Consider the following 17,316-nt stretch of genomic DNA (forward strand, 5'->3'; position numbering starts at 1 on the left):
GGGTGTCACAGAGAATGTAACAACGTGTTGAAGGCAGCAGAAGAGCGCCTGTTTTTTTCTTGCCCGTAGGGCTTGATTAATATTTAGATTAGCAGCTTTAATTTATATTTCAATCTGCAAATAAAAATCTGCGTATAAGATGCTCTAGAGCCCATCCCCCGCTATGTTCAAGCCTATTTTAGGCTTCTACATAGCGGGGGATGGGCGAAGCCCAGAAAAGAGGAGGCAATTGCTCATGATGCCTCATTTTGAAATGGTTTAATTAATTAACTTAAAAGTGATTTATTACTTCATTCACACTTTTAAGCATGATAATTATTAGTTTCAATTACAAGGAGTATTGAATGACTGAAGAGACTAAAAGAAAAAGCGAAACAATAGAGAGAATTGCGACCAAACTGTCAATCTTAGCTATTTTAGGCGGTGCAATTGCTGCTATTAATCATTATGCAGGTTATAGCTTTTTGAAGGGAGTTATAGAGGTTATAGGATTAGGCAATTCAAATGTTGAATTAAGTAATCAAGAAACTACACATATGACTATGTTTGCTATCCGTACTATGCACGAGAACTGGATGGACGAGGTAGCGAAGTTTTTCAAAATGGGTTGGGAAAGTATTTCTGTACTTTGTCTTATTGTTGCTCTCTATTGGTATTTATTTTTTGAGCACAAACTATCAAAAAAGAATAAAAATAAGCCAAGTAGGGTGTTCAATTGGCTTAAAAAAATTCCTGGTGGCTTAAAAAAATTGTTCGCATATCCTTTTTTCGCATTTATAGGGTTGATCATTTATATGATATCTATATCCACCTTGCTGTGGGTTGTTTGGGGTATTTTATCAATATTCTTTTCGGCTGGTCAGTCTTATGGCGCTAAGTTAATAGGGGATGGTGTTTGTAGGCCTTTTAAAGAAGTAAAAAAAGAAGAATATAGTAAGGTCTCGGGGTGTACAGTTTATATTGATGCTTATGGTAATTACTTACAAGGTAGAATCGTTTACACGGGTAAGAAAGAGTTTATTTTTGTCACTAATACAGAAAGTATTATTTTTGATGAAAAGGGAAAACATTTGGCTTGTTCACCAAGATATGATTTAGATAAAGATGATGATAAACAGCTTAAGCATCATTGTACTGCGCCATTAGCTACTCTAGCTAAGTCCGATAAATAATTTATCTCAATGATTATCGTCTTCTGTCCTAAGAACTAGACTCTAAAATAATCAATGCTAATCCACCCTCAATACAATACAAGTAAGCAGTGGGCACTTCTAAAATATCAGCAAGTGCTTTCACTGTTTTAAAGTCTGGAGAATGTACACCTTTTTCATATTGATTCATTCTTGCTGATGCTGCAAATTCATCCATGCCAGCTAAAATCCCTAGCTGTTTTTGTGATAAGCCTTTGGCTTTTCTTGCCTCTTTTAATCGCTTTGGAAATGGTGATTCGTCATTATTTATTATTCTTAACTTGAAAACTAAGAGTTTCTTAGCTTTTGCTTTCGTGGGTAATTTGAATTTGGAGAGGAATGAATATGCTTGAAACATTTGTGTGTGTATTAGTCGGGGCTATCTACTTGCTGGTAAGTATATTTACAAGCGATGAGCAGTCGTCGAAAGAAAATGAGCAATTAGAACAATTGAATGATGGTATGGGCAATATTATCGCTGATGGTGAATTTATGTCGCGTGAAGAAGCTGAAGATGCACAATCACGTGGTGAACTTTACGACACCTATTACTAAAAATAGTTAAGTATGCCTAACTTTAAAGAACAGGATAGTGAGCAAAATTAGGCATGCCTAATTTCAGGAGTAATGTAATGCTACTTTTAGAGCTATACAGAAAAGCTGAGCTAAGGCCATTTATCCCTGTAGTAGCTGAGTTTAAAAGCCGCTTAACTGGTATCGAAGCTGAATGTGAGCCATTAGGACTATCATTTGAAAAAGAAATGCAATCAGAGCAGGAAATATTTTTTGCTTTGATTTCTCAGAAAGCGCTGGCTTTCGACGTGACAAATGAAATGGGTGAAGTTTGGGATATTAGATTAGAACCTTTTAGTTATTTCAAATCCCGAAGCAAAAAAATCACCTTCCCCTTCATGGGTTGTAATGAGCAGAAGCAACAAAATATTAGGGAGTGGATTATTGCTTTGTATAATTGGGAAGGATCTTTTCTATACTCAAGTGAAAAGCATTAGCAGAGACTGTAATTATGACTTTATATGAATGGCTCCAAGTGTGGGTTTTAATAGTGTTAGCCATTCGCGCTACGACAAGCTGAAAAATGACCTATTCACAGCAATTAAATAAGACAAAATTTAGACATGGCTCCCTTATTAGTTGGTTGCGCTTTGATTCTAAGTCTTATGGTCTTCTTCGCTATTTTGTTTTATCTTAAATGTAAGTGATATTGCGTAGACCTCTCCAAAAGCTTACTTAAAAAGATTATCAAGAAAATTTTTTTGTAGGTGTTTTTACTAGTCAATCCCCACTTAAAAAATAATATATATAAAAATCATAATGTTACTATTTTTTGTTTACTAAGCCTTTTCACTTTGTCCCTAAAACATCAAAAACCCCCTGAAAGTTCCCCTAGCTTTTCAAAGACAACTATCTGATCACTTAATTACCATTATCGCTCAACTAATTAATAATGTGTTGAGCTAATAATTGAGCTTAACGCTTACGCTTTGAGGTCAATATAATGGAAAAGGTATTTTATCGTTCAGAAGAAGTAGCCGACTTACTTTTTATCAGCAAACAAGCTCTTTTTAATCAAATCTCTAAGAACAAACAAGGCTGTGGAAATTACCCATTACCGCCATATATTAAAATTGGCGCTCGATTACTCTTCCCTGTTGAAGACTTTCACAACTGGTTAGCTTCTCAACCAAGAAACAAGTAACGCTAGCTATGGCGTATTTCGAATGCAAAATGACTCATGTCAATTTGAAATCAGATATGTTTTCAATGGTGTGGCCTGTGTTTGCATTAGACGGCAAGTCTAAAGATGTTTTGGATTTTTCATATAAAGGTGTATCGATAAAAATCGTTCCAAGCGTACAAGGTCGAGCAACTATCAAAGATAAAGAAATACTCATTTATTGCTTGAGCCATATCATGGCTGCAAAAAATGCTAAGTTAGAGCTTAGTAACACGATTCGCTTAAACACTTATGATCTCCTAAAGGCAACAGGGAGAGGAACATCAGGAAAAGAGTACAAACTTGTTGAAAAGGCTTTATATCGACTCGCAGGAACTTTAATCACTACTGATTATAAGTTTAATGGCCGAAGATTTTTGGAAAGTATGGGTCTCATCGAAGGCTTTAAGTTAATTGAAGATCGTGGTTTAAGTTGCTGGCAAGTAACATTGCCCGATTGGCTCATTGAGTCGATTGATGACAATGATGTCTTAACTTTACATGAAGGTTACTTTCAATTATCCAAACCATTTGATCGCAGACTTTATGAAGTTTGCCGGAAGCGCTGCGGTAGGCCTTCTAAGCAAGTTATAAAACTAGATAACTTACGAGAAAGAATTGGTATTAAATCGTCATTGTCAGATTTAAAAAAGCGGCTTAAAAAAATAGAAAAAATACTCGATTACCTATTGAAGGTTGAAGGCGACAGCTTATTTATTTTTCGTGATACTGAAAGTGGAAGGATGGAACTCGCAAAACTTAACTCCGAACTTTTTATGAAAAGGATAAACACAGGTTAGTGTCGTACTTTTGATCTTGAATAGTATCGTACTTTTGATGAAAGCTGTCGTACCTTTAACTTTTTTGATTCGTACTTTTGATTTTTTATATCCCTTGTAGCCCCTGTATTAGCTGTATACTTAATGCCCTAAACAGGGAAAAGCACTAAACGTATTTATAAATATAGAAATAAACGCATTAATGGGTTGTGACTTCTTAAAGTACTAGTTCAGACAAATGTAAGCCTATTCAGTAGGTGTTTCTGTTTTGTTTAAGAAAAGTGCTTATATTTTAATAAAGTCATCTATAACAGGAAAAAAGCTAAGACAACAAAGAACGAAATTTAGTTTTAACAATTATTTATACATAATGCTTTTTTATAGAGATTAATATCGATTTTATAGATAGTTAAAAGATCTTAAAGCTTAACCTAATCGTAGCTATAGAAGGCATTTAAAGGCGGAAAAGCCAATCATTCTTTCGCTAATTGCTCGTAATTAAAATGTATTTATACACGTTTATTATCAATTAATTAACTGTTATGATAGGTTAACGATTTTAATAGCATTACTGTTATACAATGAATGGCGCACACGGAACTTGTGTTTCAAGAGCAAGAAGTATCTGCGGGAATGGCTTTAACGCAAGCAATGGCCGCCGTGGTAACGGTGTTTATTTTTGGGGATACCTTAACCAAAGTTTAGAGTCTTATGCGAAAAGCCTAGCTATGGCTTGGTGGCGGTACTCCCACCGTAAAGGTGATTATTCAAAGGATTCAGATTCCAATTGTGCTGTCATTTTAAGCGGAATAAGTATATCTGAAGACCATTTTCTCGATCTTGAGCACCAGGCAATTAGAGAGAAATTCATAGAGTACAGTACAAAAGCTTATGCTAAACTTGAAGGTGAAGAGGATGAAAAGCTTTGTACTATGTATGATATGTTCGTTCAGGAATTAGAAAGCGAACTTGGTATAGAATTTAAAGGGATACATGTGAAGGTTCAAGCCCCAAAGAAGTTTGAAAAAACTTTACCTCAAGATATTACAGGGCAGCCTTCGTGTTATATAGTCAAAGATGTTTCGACTATAGAGGTTAGATGTTTGGAGGAGTTAGGCAATGGATAAATTATTAGAAGCACTTGATAGAGTTATTTTAAAATTAGATAATACTTCCGACGAAGAGTTGCAAGAGCAATTTGAGAAAGCAAAAGGCGGCTTAATCTCTACGGCTATTGTTGATAGTGAAGATTTTCTTAACTTCCATTTAAATTCTTTTCGAAATAAATATTCAATAACTTTTTTAGAAGTAGAAGACTATATGTCTTTTGCTTTTAATACTGAGAACATCTCCTTAGCTTGCATTGAGCTGGCTGAAGAGGCTGCAAATGATGATATTTATTTACTGGCTGCATAAACTATGAGTGATAAAGGAAAATATAACTTACATCCAATTCAGTTAGTTGATCTAAAAGTTCTGAAATTATGCTTAGAGATTGCAACGGAAAAGGATCAAAATAAACTTCCTGATGAGGGATCGTTTAGTTTGTATAGCGGTTTCTCTGATTACAACGAAGATAAGAGAGAAATAGCAGTAAAGGCTGGTATTAAAATAGACAGTAAGGAGGATGATTCACCATTCAGCTTACACGTAGAACTTCTGTGTTTGTTTCACATTGGTGATAAGTTTCCAACAAAATATATTGATAGTTGGGCTGATAAGAATGCTCCTTTAATTTTATATCCATATTTACGTGAACATGTTCACTCTTTGACTTCTAGAGCTGGCTTTGAAGGTTTGATACTTCCACTATTTGAAGTTCCTACCTTTAAAATTAATATAGAAGGTAAGTAGATTTTTATCTTTCTTACCTTCTTTTGCATTTTACCTTACATATACAAGATAATTAATTTCTACAATTTAATATTAATTTAGCAAAGTGCTCATCAGCTCAACTTTTTGTTCCTTAGTTAAGTTGGCCAACAGACTTTTCATTTCACTCATTTGATCGTTAGGCTTTTGTTCAATCAAACCTGCATATTTGGCTATTGTTTCTGTTACTTTTTCTGCAGGCTCTTTAAGCTCCTCAGCGGTTAAAATTAAATAGCCAGCAGTTACATCACTTTTATCTGTAATATGGTTTAGAAGGCGTTTAAGGAGGTATCCTGACACTCCGCTACTCTCTGCCATTGATGTAAATGTGCGGCGCAAATCATGCGAAGTGATTTTTACTCCTGCAATTTGGCATACATGTTTCAATGTTTTTTTAGGATCAGTGAGGTAGCCTTTGTTACTTTTTGTTCCAAACACATAGTCAGATACTTTGTACTCTTTTCGTCGACGAAATATCTCAGCTAAGCGATCCGTTATAGGAAACTCAACATCTAAGCCATTTTTTGTATCTTCTAAAATGAATATCCTATCTTCAAGATGTACTTGTGACCATGGAAGTTGCAGTAGCTCAGACCTTCTCAGGCCTGAAAAGGTTAAAAATTCTAGGTAATCACAAAAACCAACGCGAGTATTTTGACGATATTTGGCAGCTTCATTTCTAACTTCATATAATGCATCTACAAAAGGTTTTAGCTGTGAACGGCGCAGCCGTCTTGTTTTACGTTTTATATTATTCCAACTACGTTTTTCAGAAAGAGCATCTACAGGGTTTTCTGGAAATAGTGAACGACCTTCTGAAGACTTGTATTCAGCTTTAGCAAAGTTAAATAAAGCATGCATTAGGCGCATGGTATAATTTGCCTGAGCAGGGCTTCTTGAGGTGATTTCTCGTTGGCGCTTTAAAATCATTGTTTGATTAATATCGGCTAAGCGCTTGTTATGCCAGTCCGGTAGATAGCAGTCCATTTTTTGTTTATAACCTCTTTCAGTTATAGGCTTGAGATCTCTAGATTCGATGTATGAATCAAAAGCTTCTTTCAAGGTAACTGAAGCCGCTCTAAACTGGCGCTTAAGGTCATTAGGATTAATACCCTCAGCTATATCTGCCATTACCTTTCTAGCCATTCGCCTTGCATCATCGAGTGCAATTGATGGAAAGTAACCAAGGGTGACATTAATAGGAGTATCTCTCCCTGGTATCTTTTTATAAACTCTAAATGATTTTCTACCAGCTACGCCTACATCTAAAATGAGTCCTGACAATAGATTGTCATAATAGCGAGTGCGTTTACCGTTTGATTCTATCTTTTCAAGCGACAATTCTGTGAAGCGAAATTTTGTGTCTGACATGTGGTGCTACCTCTGTGCTACTTTGAACGTAAAATTTAACGTTCTGAAATACATAATGATTTATGCATCAGAGGTAGGGTTTATTCAATAACCCCATGATATAACTATGAAAATTAGTAAATAGCTATATCAAAAAGTAACTCGTAGTAAGTCCTTGTTTTGCAACTCATAATCGTTAGGTCCCCAGTTCGAGTCTGGGAGGGGCCACCACTTTTACAAACTTTCCAAGTAAATAAAAACTCATTTTCCTAGTTTATAAAATTCGCTTTTGTTATTTCTATCGTATTTTTCACCAGTACACTGATTTTTTTATTAATTCTATTGAATACATTGCAATAAACACAGTTGAATCTACTATTAAAGTGTTATGGGGTTTTATTATAAAAATCTTTACTTTATGCCCTTTAATGTCGCTACTGTTAATTGTGTGCGGTATATAAAATACTGCTTAGTTACCCCTTAGGTGCTCTATGTTATTAAAACGAAAAGTATACCTCAGCCTTATTCTGGCTGTTGTTGCTCCTTTAGCAATATCTACTCTAATCTTTTCCAATAGTATTCGCTCAAATACAGAAGAAAAACTAGCAAAAGTAGATTTACCGACTGCGCTTAGTGAAGTTAAAAGCCAAATAGAGCTGGAACTTTCTACACCTATTGTTGTAGGCAAAGAAATAGCGCAAAACTTATTTGTGCAGCAATGGATGAATAATAATGAAGATGCGCAAAGTCGAGGTAAATTTATTGATTACCTCAAACATATAAAAAATAAAAACCAAGCCAGTAACGCATATATTATTTCTAAAAACTCCCGTAACTATTACACCGATGAGGGTATTTCCAGGCAAATAGATAGTAGTGATACTTGGTTTGATGCTTTTTTAGCATCGGATAGACCATTTGAAGTAGCGCTCGACATAGATAAAGGCAGCTCTGAGGTGATGGTATTTATTAATTATGCCATTGAGCTTGATGGGCAACGACAAGGAATTGCCGGAATAGGCCGTTCGCTCGATTCTATGGTGGATCTCATAAGTGAATATAGAATAGGAGAGGGCGGCATTGTTTATTTGGTCTCTGGTAGTGGCGAGATTATGTTGCATGGTAATAAAACTAAAATTGGGCAATCTGTTGACTTGGCACCCATTAAAAATGGGGCAATTCAAAGTAAAGTAATTGATGGTGATGACTATGTTGTATCAAGTACGCCTGTAAACTCATTAGGTTGGCATCTAGTTGCTGAAATTCCCCAAGAGCAATTATATGGCCCAATTAATAGTGCTATTAATACTAATATCATTTTTGGTGTAATTATTGCTCTTGTCGGTTTAGCGTCAGCACGCGTGTTGGTAGGGCAAATATTTAGGCCAATCGAAAACATTACTTCAGCAGTGAATGCGTTAACAGAAAAAGATGGCGATTTAACAGCGCGACTTCCTACTGACGATAATAATGAAATTTCAGACTTGGCGATTAAGTTTAATCTGTTTTTAGAGCAGTTACATTATATGTTTAAACAGGTTTCTGAGTCGGCAATTCATGTTAAAGGTATTTCCCAAGATGTACTTGAGCAAGTACAAGGAGCAGCTAATTTAGCTGAGGTACAGTCATCGAGTACACAAACGGTGGCGGCAGCGGTTAATGAGATGGAAGTTACGGTTCAGGATATTTCTGGTAGTGCCAGCAATGCGGCAGATATTGCGACTAAAACCGAAGAAACGACGCATAAAGGCGTTGGTTTTGTGCAAAGCACAATTAAACAAATGGAACAGTTAGAAGCATCGATGGCCAATTCTGTGGCTTCGGTGTTAGAGCTCTCGACAGAGATTAAATCAATTTCTCATGTATTGGATGTCATTAAAGGGATTTCTGAGCAAACTAACTTATTGGCGTTAAATGCGGCAATTGAAGCGGCGAGAGCTGGAGAGCAAGGGCGTGGCTTTGCAGTAGTTGCTGATGAAGTGAGAACGCTTGCACAGCGTACTGCGGAGTCTACAGAGCAAATTAATGAGATGATTGCTTCGTTAAATGCTAAAGCTTCAAGCACGGTAACTGCGATTGAATTGGGCAGCAAAAACACTTTAGAAAATGCCGAACGATTAAAAGAAACAGGCCATACATTAAATGGTATTTCACAGGAAATTGTACTGTTAAGCGAGTTAAATAACTCAGTGGCTACAGCAACGCGAGAGCAAACGTTAGCAACCTCAGAAATTAGCCAAAATATTGTAATGATCTCCGACTCGGCAGAGCAAACCAAAGAAAATATGAAAAAGTCAGAGCAGCTTTGTAATGGTTTAAATAAAGAGTCGAATATTTTAAGGGATTTACTAGGTAAGTTTACGCTTTAACCGCGGTTTTATAAAAATTAGCAGAGCGGGGATACCATCATAGTTATAGAGCACTTGCCTATAACTATGATGTTTTAATAGCCGTTAATTTTTACGATAAATCTCGTGATTCATTTCGTAAATATTAACGCTTAAGCTATCAGAGGCTCTGCAATATGTTTGTAGGCACGCTAGTAACTGCTCACTTAGTTTCTGTTTTTGCTCAATAGAGCGCCCAGCCATAATATGTACAGCAATATGAATAAACCCTTCTTTACCCACACCTAATTGGTAATGTTGATACGCAATCGCACGAGTTTTTATTGTTTCTAAATCAAATAAGCCACTTTCAAATGTTGTTGTGTGGATTTTTTCCACTAGAACCTGAGGTAATAAAGGCAGATCTTCTGAGTGTTCAATAATGATGTGTGGCATTTAGCGTATCCTCTTTAGATTGGTTTGTTTAATTATACCAAACGGGTTTGTACACGCTAACCCTATGGAGCTTAATTTTTAAAAATTTGGCTTAGCATAGTTCAGGCTGTTGCTTTTAGAGCAAATATTTTTGGTTGATACGTTTTATGTCAATTTGTGGTGACTTATACGAAGAGTATACCAGCCAGTTGGTATTTGAAATATAGGTTAAGCCAGAGGTACGACTAAATGCGCGTTCGGGGAGGCGTATAACGTCATGATGGCTTTTGGTTGAGAAGTCGTAATAACTCAAACGGTAATCACCTTGTTTTACATTAAAATAGTAAATACGCGATGTCGCTAAGGTGTCGCCTTCAAAAAAGTACCACGAATTATGATTAGATAAATTAATTTCGCTAACCAGTGGTTGCTCAGTTTGGCTATCAGGATCTTTGATCCATAATTGATTAGTTGCTTGGTTGGCAAAAACTAAAGCGCCTTGCTTGTTTTCATAAGCATATAATGTTGGTGAATCTATGGCTTGTTCGAGTTTATTACCATTTAAATCGAAGCGATACACGTGCTGATCATCAGAGACTAATACGCTTTTACTGTCTGCAGCCCAGCTCGGTTTACCATGATCGCTAAAGCCCGTAGGTAATAATTCACTGGTTTGTTTATTAAAGTCATACAGGTATAACGCATGACCACTAGGGTGCGAGGCAACAAAAGCAATATAATCACCATCAGGCGACCATACTGGGTGGTAAATATTGGCATTGAGATTAGTGAGCTGCTTTCGAGATGTACCGTCTTTTTTTGCGGTCCACAACTCCATTGAGCCCGACTCATTAGAGACAAACGCGAGTTTGTTTCTGGTTTTATTATAATTAGGAAAGCGGGTACTAAAATGGCTCGATAATACTGGGAAAGGAGAGCTTACAACCGCATTATTAACCTCTAAACGCATTAAAGCCGAGTCTATATTCCACTGATGAAAATACAAACTGCCATCACTGGCAAATTCTGGGTAGCTTAAGCCATCTATGCGGGCATTGATCATTTGTTGTGTTTTAAGGTTGTAAAAGTACCCTTGGCGTTTACCTTTTTTTACACCAGAAAAAACGAGTTGCGCCTTAGAGGGGTGCCAATCAACGCCTCTCATATCAATAAACCCAGTAGTTAACTGCTCTGCATTGCCTGTTTTTATATCGATTAAAAATAATTCTTCAAACCCCGTTGGTAAGTTACGAGATACTACAAGTTGAGTTGCATCTGGGGAGAACACAACCGACTCATCGTTATATTGGCATGCTGAAATACAAGGTATTTGAGTAATTGTGTATGGCGATGAGGTTAAATCAACAAGGTTAAGTTGAGTCAGATTATTTTCATCATCTTCACTAATATAAACCAGTTTAGTGCCTAGGGCATTTATGTCTATATCGGTACTCGCTTTGCTGCCGCATTGTCCTAAAATAGTGGTATTTCCCGAGGCAATATTTTGCTGAATAACCTCACAGCCTTGACCAGATATACGGCGATAATAATAAATAAAGGTTAAGTCAGAGCTAAATACCGCTCGCCCTTCAATGAATGGGGTGTCGGTAAGTGCTATTGCAGCTTGTTCGGGTAAATGTAAATCACGTAAGTATAAATTTGCTTTATGACCAGGGCGGCGCCAAGAATATGCTAAAAAGTGACTGTCGCTGGATATAGCAGGGAATAGCTCTCGTCCAGGGCTGGTAGTAATGGTTTCAACATGATCGTATAAGCGCTCTGCTTGTTGCGATAGCGCAAGTGGCTTATTTTCATCGCTAAAAGCGTTGTAACCCCAGACTCCAGCGAATAACAAGACCACGATAGCCATGACTACAGCGAAAATATATTTAGGGCGAGTAGAGGATGTATTAATACTGTTCTGCGCGTTTGGCATTATTGGTTTTTGCACTAAGCGATAACCTGTTTTACGCAGTGTTTCTATGTAGGTGTTGTCGGGGTCAAGCTCTTTAAAGCTTTTACGAAGGTGCCATATGGCATTAGTGAGTGCTTTCTCACCCACATATTGATTACCATCCCATACGTTTTCGATTAGTTGTTCCCGACTCACCGGATTTGGATAACACGCTACTAAGTAGGTCAGCAGCTCTATAAATTTAGGTTGTAAAATACAGGCTTTATCAGCACAAAACAGCTTATTTTCAAACGCCGATATTTGGCAACTTCCAATTGAAAAAGGCTGTTGAGTATTCATAGTATGTGTATTTAAACCTCTTCCTAGTATGAGTTATTAGCGATGTTTGTACGTGTTGTTTAATGCAAAGTAACACGATAATTAGTTAATATTCAATTTTACAACATTCTAACACAATAAATATAAGTCCATGATTATAAATAAATAGATATTAAATAGATGTAAAATAGGGATATAAACGAGACACCTCTCATTGTGCTTTTATTCACGATTACTTACAACCTGTTATTAGTAAAACAAACCAATTAGTACAAAACAGATTTAATAACTAAAAAGTTAATAAAAAAGCTACTAATGGGATAATAAAAAATGAGGGAAGTCTGTGAGTAAAATATCAACTAAAAAATGCGCTTTAGCTTTGGCTATAACAGCGAGTCTATCTGGGCATGTAATAGCAAATGACGAGGCAATTGATCGTCAATCAACTGCTAAGGCAAGCGAAGAAGTGGTACAAGAAGTACCAGAGAAAATAACAGTAACAGGCTCGCGTTTAAAGCGTGATAGTTTTTCGGTCACAACTCCGCTGGTTACCATGGACAGAGCATCAATTCAGGATACAGGCTTAGGCAATCTTTCAGATGTATTAATCGATAATATGCCTGCACTGAGCCAAAGTATTGGCAACACAACCAGCCAATCAAGCATTTCGGGTACTGGTTTATCAACAGTCCAGCTTCGTGACTTAGGCGCTAATAGAACGTTGACATTGATTGATGGCCGCCGTGTTGTCTCTAATAGTTACGGCGGTAATTATGTCAGTTTAAATACCATTCCTAGTGGTATGGTAGAACGCGTTGAAATTATTAGTGGTGGTGCGTCGGCCACTTATGGTGCCGATGCGGTAGCCGGTGTTGTTAATATTATTACCCAGTCAAAAAAAGAAGGTTTTGAATTTCAAGCCCGTGGCGGTGAAACAACAGATGGTGGCGGTCGCGAATTTACGCTTGATTTAAACTACGGAACGTCATTTGCTGATGATCGCGGTTATGTATTTGTCAGCTCAAACTGGGACCGTGATTTTGGTATGACCTTTTACGATCGCGACCGAGCGCAAATAGAAGCGGCGCATAGTTACGATGATGAGCTGATGTGTAATCAAATGTATACTGCTGATGGCTATCAGTGTATGAGCGGTATTACACAAGCTGATTGGGCAAGCAAAAGCGATGGCACTTTAGGCGGTGTATTTTTAGAGAATAATAATAACGACACTCAGTTTTGGTATGACGGCCAAACGCTACGTGATGATTGGAAAGGCAATGAAGAGATATACGGTATCAACTCACAGCAGTACGTTATGCTTGATGTACCTAGTGATAACTTTTCGACTGCAATAAAAGTCGATTATGATGTAACAGACGACATCATGAGTTATTTCCAAATTCAATACAGTAAGAGTGGCTCGTTCAACGATAAGTCACCAGAAGATGAATACGAAGGGGCTTACGTACCTCGCTACGACCCAGTGACAGGGGATCCTATCGATGATATTGCGCCAGGTTATATTCCTATTGATAACCCATATGTGCCACAAGAAATTATTGACAGTAACCCATACAAAGACCGTATTTATTGGGATCGTCGTTTTGGTGAAGTAGGTAATATCAGCACCGATAACGACCGTACGACTATTCGTACCTGGGCTGGCCTGCAAGGTATGATGTTTGATGATACATGGGATTGGGATATTTCTGCCGGATATGGTCAATTTAAACAGCATCAAATCCGTAGTAACGAGTTAAACACGGTACGTGTTAACCAAGCCCTGCAAGCTGAAAAATTAGCCGATGGCACTATTCAATGTAAAGACGCCGAAGCGCGAGCGCAAGGATGTGTCCCGCTTAATTTATTTGGTGAAGGGTCTATTACCCCTGAAATGGCAGACTGGATCCGTACAAATCCAATTATTGATACTGAGATTCAACAGTATACGGTAATGGGTTATATCACCGGTGATTTATATGAATTACCAGCAGGCAATGTGTCTGCAGTATTTGGTGCAGAGTATCGTAAAGACTCGCAAAGCCTAGATACCAGTGATGATATGAAAGCGGGCGGTATTACGTTTAACGTTGTGCCTTCTTTTTATGGTGAAGTAGAAGTGTATGAGGCGTTTGCAGAGCTTGCAGTGCCACTGCTAAAAGATGCGCCATTTGCTAAAAGTTTGTCGGCAGAAACGTCGCTACGATTAGCAAATTACAGTATTGATAATATCAGCACCGTAGCCAGTTATAAGTTAGGATTATTGTGGCAGCCAATTGATGGATACATGCTACGTGCTAACTATGCGCGTGCACAGCGTGCCCCAACTATTACTGAGCTATTATCGCCCCCTCGCGGCGATTTTGATTCATTTGATGATATTTGTGATGGCTTAACTGCAACATCAACAAACCCAGGGCACGATAACTGCCGTTTAGAGCCAACCTTGGCACAAAAGCTGGCTGATGATCCTAATTTTGAATTTGAAAGTGAAGACAATAACTATTCACCAAATACGGGTAATCCAAACTTAAAAGAAGAAACAGCGGATACCTATACTTTTGGTATAACTGTTTCTCCTGACTTTTTAGATGGCTTTAACTTAGCGGTGGATTATTACGATATTGCCATTGTTGATGCGATTGATGAAATAAGTAACGAAAACATCATGCGTGAATGTTATGACTCAGAAGCGTCATGGGGTAGTGATAACGAATACTGTAACGATATTACCCGTAACGATGAAGGTAACATTGTAAAAATACTACAGCGTGAATATAACTTAGATGAGTTAACAGCGCGCGGTTACGATGTAGTTGCAACTTACAAATATGACATAGGCAGCTATGGTAACCTGTCATTTAAGCTTGATTACAATCACATTATTGAAAACTCGCAAACCTATGAAGGGCTAGATGGTAACAGTGTTACTTCACAGTATGCAGGTTATGGCCGTTCAAAAGATAAAGCCGCTATGTCGATTGTATGGAAAATGGATGACTTACGTATCCGCTGGCGTACAAATTACGTAGGCGCATTTAAAGCAAGCCAAGAAGATGAGAAAGACTACCTTGAGTATGTTGCTGCAAATGATGAGCGCTGTGCTGAGGGCGATGCCGGTTGTATTGCTAACCCTGAGCCACTGGCATACCAAAACTACGGCTCATTTTTAAAGCATAGTTTATCAGCGTCTTACACTATGGCACTGACAGATAAGAGTGACTTACGTGTATTTGGTGGGATTAATAATGTATTTGACGACAAAGGGGCATTTTATCCAAGTGGCCGAGGTAACTTTTATAGTGGCTACGGCGGCGGTGCCGGTCGTTATGTTTATCTAGGTGCACAATATAGCTTTTAATTATTTTTAGCTGTATTTGTTTGCAAAGGCACTCCTTCGGGCGTGCCTTTTTTATTGCTCATAAAATTTGTTTTATCGCAGTGAAAGCGTTTAGTATAAGGCATAACTTAATTTTATTATGAACGAAGGACTTGCTATGAAGTATCTCAAAATGGGTAGTCTAATTGCGTGTTTAGCAGGGCTTACAGGGTGTTCTGATGATGTTGCTTCAGTGAGTTTAGGGCTGTTTACCACTAAAGATGTGGTGGTTAACTCACAGCAAGACCCGCTTGTTACAGGGGTTACTTGTCATATTAGTCACATTGAGGCTAATTTAGATTTTTCAGATCCCTCAGATATGTCGATTGCTTGTCGTCAAACAGGGCCAATTACCGCAGACCAATTACAGTCTATTGACCGTAGTAAGTCGGGTGAAGTCGTGTTTAAATCATCTAAGAGTATTTTGTTTAAGTCGTTAAAGGTTCGTCGCATTTATGATGCTAAAACCCATACGTTATTGTATTTATCGTACTCAACGAAAGAATCTACGGGCAGTCATCATCACGCGCTTTCTACGGTGCCTTTATACAATACACAAGCATGGCAATGGGCACAGGGGCAAGAATAGTTTATGTTAACCCTATTTAAATCAAAGCCCTTATTGGCAGAACAAGAACAACAGTGGCTAGTTGATACCTTTATTTGGGCTGCAGAAAACTTTGACCTGAATTTTTTTACTAAGCATAGCCAAATTATTTTACCAACGGTCGAGTTTTTTCCTGATTCGGTTTCAAGCATTGAAGAAATGGCCAGTAAAGTGTTTGCGCGTGTTAAGCATTATGCTGGTATGAGTGAATGGCCGATAACACTTGTTGCACCACAACAATTACAACCTCAGGTGTTTCCACATTTTGAATTTAGTGAGCATCTACGTGGTGAGCACTGCCATTTAATGGTGCCACCAAGCCATACAATTAATGTGTCGTTTAACCCAAACCAAATCAATCAGCCACAAGATTTAGTAGCTAGCTTTGCAGGTACTCTTGCTACCATTTTAATTCATCATGTAGGTGTATTACCCCCAGGTGGTAAAGCGTACTTACCTCAAGCAACGGATGCTTTAGCGTGTTTTTTAGGTTTTGGGGTGATGATGAGCAATACTGTGTACCAGTTTAAGGGGGGTTGTGGCTCATGTTACAACCCATATGCAAACCGCGAAGCCACGCTCAGTGAAACCCATACTGTATTTATGCATGCGTTAGTAAGCTATTTTAAGCAAGATAAACACTCTAAAAAACATTTAAAACCGCATTTAAGAGGCCAATTTAAAAAAGCGCAAAAAGAAATAAAAACATTGGTTAACCAGTCGGCTAATCCATTGTTGTTGGCTTTTTCGCCAGAGCAAGCCAGTTAACCATGGTTTATATTGATGAGTTTTTATTAATTGCCATTGCTCACTTTTTTGCAGTGGCCAGCCCCGGGCCCGATTTTGCTGTGGTACTTAAGCAAAGCGTACAATATGGAAGGCATAATGCGCTGTGGACCAGTGCAGGTGTAGGTGCAGCTATTTTATTACACATAGCTTATTGCGTGTTGGGAGTCGCGCTGGTTTTAACTCAATCGCCTTCGTTGTTTATGGCACTTAAATATATAGCCGGTGCTTATTTAGCGTATTTAGGTGTGCAGGCGCTACGCGCTGCTAAACCTTCAAATACCTCATCAGAACAGACTGCAAAACCCAGCCTTGCACCTGAGTCACCATGGCGTGCGTTTCGCCGTGGTTTTTTTACCAATGCATTAAACCCTAAGGCTACGCTATTTTTTATGTCGCTGTTTACCTTGGTGATTAGCCCAACGACACCGGTAATAGTGCAAGTGGGGTATGGTGTTTATATGGCGCTGGCAACTTGGGCTTGGTTTTCTATTTTGTCGCTATTGTTATCAAAAGCAGGTGTGCGAAACTTTTTTCAACAAAGTGGCTATTGGTTCGATCGTGGCATTGGCATTATTTTAATCGCACTGGCTGTGCGAGTTGTTATTTGATAGACCCTA

17 protein-coding genes are annotated in these 17,316 nt (G+C 38.0%); 13 read left to right on the forward strand and 4 right to left on the reverse strand.

All coding sequences use genetic code 11. The annotated features are described in order from the left end of the window. Window positions 1–344: 344 nt before the first annotated feature. The gene (locus tag DK924_RS00385) at window positions 345–1,172 is read left to right on the forward strand and encodes a hypothetical protein (RefSeq protein WP_109874062.1); all 828 of its coding nucleotides are present in this window, start codon (window positions 345–347) and stop codon (window positions 1,170–1,172) included. A gap of 28 nt (window positions 1,173–1,200) precedes the next feature. On the opposite strand, the gene DK924_RS00390 is transcribed toward DK924_RS00385, so the two are convergent. Further along, complete coding sequence (locus DK924_RS00390) at window positions 1,201–1,464, reverse strand: helix-turn-helix domain-containing protein (RefSeq protein WP_109874873.1); 264 nt, start codon at window positions 1,462–1,464, stop codon at window positions 1,201–1,203. 71 nt (window positions 1,465–1,535) lie between these two features. Here DK924_RS00390 and DK924_RS00395 point away from each other — a divergent pair, with 71 nt between their 5' ends. The 7 genes from DK924_RS00395 (at window position 1,536) to DK924_RS00425 (ending at window position 5,558) form a co-directional block, all read left to right on the forward strand. Further along, window positions 1,536–1,745: a hypothetical protein gene (locus tag DK924_RS00395; protein WP_109874874.1), complete on the forward strand. Its 210-nt coding sequence runs from the start codon at window positions 1,536–1,538 to the stop codon at window positions 1,743–1,745. 77 nt (window positions 1,746–1,822) lie between these two features. Next, on the forward strand, window positions 1,823–2,200 hold the full coding sequence (locus tag DK924_RS00400; protein ID WP_109874063.1) for a hypothetical protein: 378 nt from the start codon (window positions 1,823–1,825) through the stop codon (window positions 2,198–2,200). Between the two features lie 506 nt (window positions 2,201–2,706). Next, window positions 2,707–2,907 carry an AlpA family transcriptional regulator gene (locus tag DK924_RS00405; RefSeq protein WP_109874064.1) on the forward strand — a complete coding sequence of 67 codons (201 nt, stop codon included), beginning with the start codon at window positions 2,707–2,709 and terminating at the stop codon, window positions 2,905–2,907. A 56-nt stretch (window positions 2,908–2,963) separates the two neighbouring features. Beyond that, window positions 2,964–3,725: a replication initiator protein A gene (locus DK924_RS00410; RefSeq protein WP_258306439.1), complete on the forward strand. Its 762-nt coding sequence runs from the start codon at window positions 2,964–2,966 to the stop codon at window positions 3,723–3,725. Window positions 3,726–4,285: 560 nt separating this feature from the next. Beyond that, window positions 4,286–4,831: a hypothetical protein gene (locus tag DK924_RS00415; protein ID WP_146199360.1), complete on the forward strand. Its 546-nt coding sequence runs from the start codon at window positions 4,286–4,288 to the stop codon at window positions 4,829–4,831. After that, window positions 4,824–5,120: a hypothetical protein gene (locus DK924_RS00420; RefSeq protein ID WP_109874067.1), complete on the forward strand. Its 297-nt coding sequence runs from the start codon at window positions 4,824–4,826 to the stop codon at window positions 5,118–5,120. Before DK924_RS00415 ends, DK924_RS00420 begins: the two co-directional genes overlap by 8 nt. 3 nt (window positions 5,121–5,123) lie before the next feature. Next, window positions 5,124–5,558 carry a protein-export chaperone SecB gene (locus tag DK924_RS00425; RefSeq protein WP_109874068.1) on the forward strand — a complete coding sequence of 145 codons (435 nt, stop codon included), beginning with the start codon at window positions 5,124–5,126 and terminating at the stop codon, window positions 5,556–5,558. Between the two features lie 72 nt (window positions 5,559–5,630). Here DK924_RS00425 and DK924_RS00430 read toward each other — a convergent pair whose 3' ends face one another. Continuing rightward, entirely contained in the window at window positions 5,631–6,947 is a 1,317-nt protein-coding gene (locus DK924_RS00430) for a tyrosine-type recombinase/integrase (protein WP_109874069.1), read from the reverse strand. A 470-nt stretch (window positions 6,948–7,417) separates the two neighbouring features. On the opposite strand from DK924_RS00430, the gene DK924_RS00435 reads away from it, so the two are divergent. Next, window positions 7,418–9,295 (forward strand): methyl-accepting chemotaxis protein, encoded by a 1,878-nt coding sequence (locus DK924_RS00435; protein WP_109874070.1) that lies wholly within the window; start codon window positions 7,418–7,420, stop codon window positions 9,293–9,295. 84 nt (window positions 9,296–9,379) lie between these two features. Here DK924_RS00435 and DK924_RS00440 read toward each other — a convergent pair whose 3' ends face one another. Next, entirely contained in the window at window positions 9,380–9,709 is a 330-nt protein-coding gene (locus tag DK924_RS00440) for a 5-carboxymethyl-2-hydroxymuconate Delta-isomerase (RefSeq protein WP_008114843.1), read from the reverse strand. A gap of 115 nt (window positions 9,710–9,824) precedes the next feature. Further along, entirely contained in the window at window positions 9,825–11,942 is a 2,118-nt protein-coding gene (locus DK924_RS00445) for a winged helix-turn-helix domain-containing protein (protein WP_109874071.1), read from the reverse strand. Between the two features lie 322 nt (window positions 11,943–12,264). Here DK924_RS00445 and DK924_RS00450 point away from each other — a divergent pair, with 322 nt between their 5' ends. The 4 genes from DK924_RS00450 to DK924_RS00465 all read left to right on the forward strand — a co-directional run bounded on the left by DK924_RS00450 (window position 12,265) and on the right by DK924_RS00465 (window position 17,307). Then, on the forward strand, window positions 12,265–15,285 hold the full coding sequence (locus tag DK924_RS00450) for a TonB-dependent receptor domain-containing protein (RefSeq protein ID WP_109874072.1): 3,021 nt from the start codon (window positions 12,265–12,267) through the stop codon (window positions 15,283–15,285). A 136-nt stretch (window positions 15,286–15,421) separates the two neighbouring features. Then, on the forward strand, window positions 15,422–15,892 hold the full coding sequence (locus DK924_RS00455) for a CreA family protein (RefSeq protein WP_008466374.1): 471 nt from the start codon (window positions 15,422–15,424) through the stop codon (window positions 15,890–15,892). 3 nt (window positions 15,893–15,895) lie between these two features. Further along, a complete protein-coding gene (locus tag DK924_RS00460) occupies window positions 15,896–16,678 on the forward strand; it encodes a hypothetical protein (RefSeq protein ID WP_109874073.1) in 783 nt (260 codons plus the stop codon). A 2-nt stretch (window positions 16,679–16,680) separates the two neighbouring features. Continuing rightward, window positions 16,681–17,307, forward strand: coding sequence for a LysE family translocator (locus DK924_RS00465; protein WP_109874074.1), 627 nt, complete (start codon window positions 16,681–16,683; stop codon window positions 17,305–17,307). Window positions 17,308–17,316 lie beyond the last annotated feature (9 nt).

The organism is Pseudoalteromonas sp. meg-B1 (genome assembly GCF_003173795.1).
Lineage (GTDB): Bacteria > Pseudomonadota > Gammaproteobacteria > Enterobacterales > Alteromonadaceae > Pseudoalteromonas > Pseudoalteromonas undina.

What these genes read in the sequence shown, in the direction of transcription:
- DK924_RS00385 (WP_109874062.1), top strand. Translation starts at nt 345, where the DNA reads ATGACTGAAGAGACTAAAAGAAAAAGCGAAACAATAGAGAGAATTGCG.
- DK924_RS00395 (WP_109874874.1), top strand. Translation starts at nt 1,536, where the DNA reads ATGCTTGAAACATTTGTGTGTGTATTAGTCGGGGCTATCTACTTGCTG.
- DK924_RS00400 (WP_109874063.1), top strand. Translation starts at nt 1,823, where the DNA reads ATGCTACTTTTAGAGCTATACAGAAAAGCTGAGCTAAGGCCATTTATC.
- DK924_RS00405 (WP_109874064.1), top strand. Translation starts at nt 2,707, where the DNA reads ATGGAAAAGGTATTTTATCGTTCAGAAGAAGTAGCCGACTTACTTTTT.
- DK924_RS00410 (WP_258306439.1), top strand. Translation starts at nt 2,964, where the DNA reads ATGTTTTCAATGGTGTGGCCTGTGTTTGCATTAGACGGCAAGTCTAAA.
- DK924_RS00415 (WP_146199360.1), top strand. Translation starts at nt 4,286, where the DNA reads ATGAATGGCGCACACGGAACTTGTGTTTCAAGAGCAAGAAGTATCTGC.
- DK924_RS00420 (WP_109874067.1), top strand. Translation starts at nt 4,824, where the DNA reads ATGGATAAATTATTAGAAGCACTTGATAGAGTTATTTTAAAATTAGAT.
- DK924_RS00425 (WP_109874068.1), top strand. Translation starts at nt 5,124, where the DNA reads ATGAGTGATAAAGGAAAATATAACTTACATCCAATTCAGTTAGTTGAT.
- DK924_RS00430 (WP_109874069.1), bottom strand. Translation starts at nt 6,947, where the DNA reads ATGTCAGACACAAAATTTCGCTTCACAGAATTGTCGCTTGAAAAGATA.
- DK924_RS00435 (WP_109874070.1), top strand. Translation starts at nt 7,418, where the DNA reads ATGTTATTAAAACGAAAAGTATACCTCAGCCTTATTCTGGCTGTTGTT.
- DK924_RS00440 (WP_008114843.1), bottom strand. Translation starts at nt 9,709, where the DNA reads ATGCCACACATCATTATTGAACACTCAGAAGATCTGCCTTTATTACCT.
- DK924_RS00445 (WP_109874071.1), bottom strand. Translation starts at nt 11,942, where the DNA reads ATGAATACTCAACAGCCTTTTTCAATTGGAAGTTGCCAAATATCGGCG.
- DK924_RS00455 (WP_008466374.1), top strand. Translation starts at nt 15,422, where the DNA reads ATGAAGTATCTCAAAATGGGTAGTCTAATTGCGTGTTTAGCAGGGCTT.
- DK924_RS00460 (WP_109874073.1), top strand. Translation starts at nt 15,896, where the DNA reads ATGTTAACCCTATTTAAATCAAAGCCCTTATTGGCAGAACAAGAACAA.
- DK924_RS00465 (WP_109874074.1), top strand. Translation starts at nt 16,681, where the DNA reads ATGGTTTATATTGATGAGTTTTTATTAATTGCCATTGCTCACTTTTTT.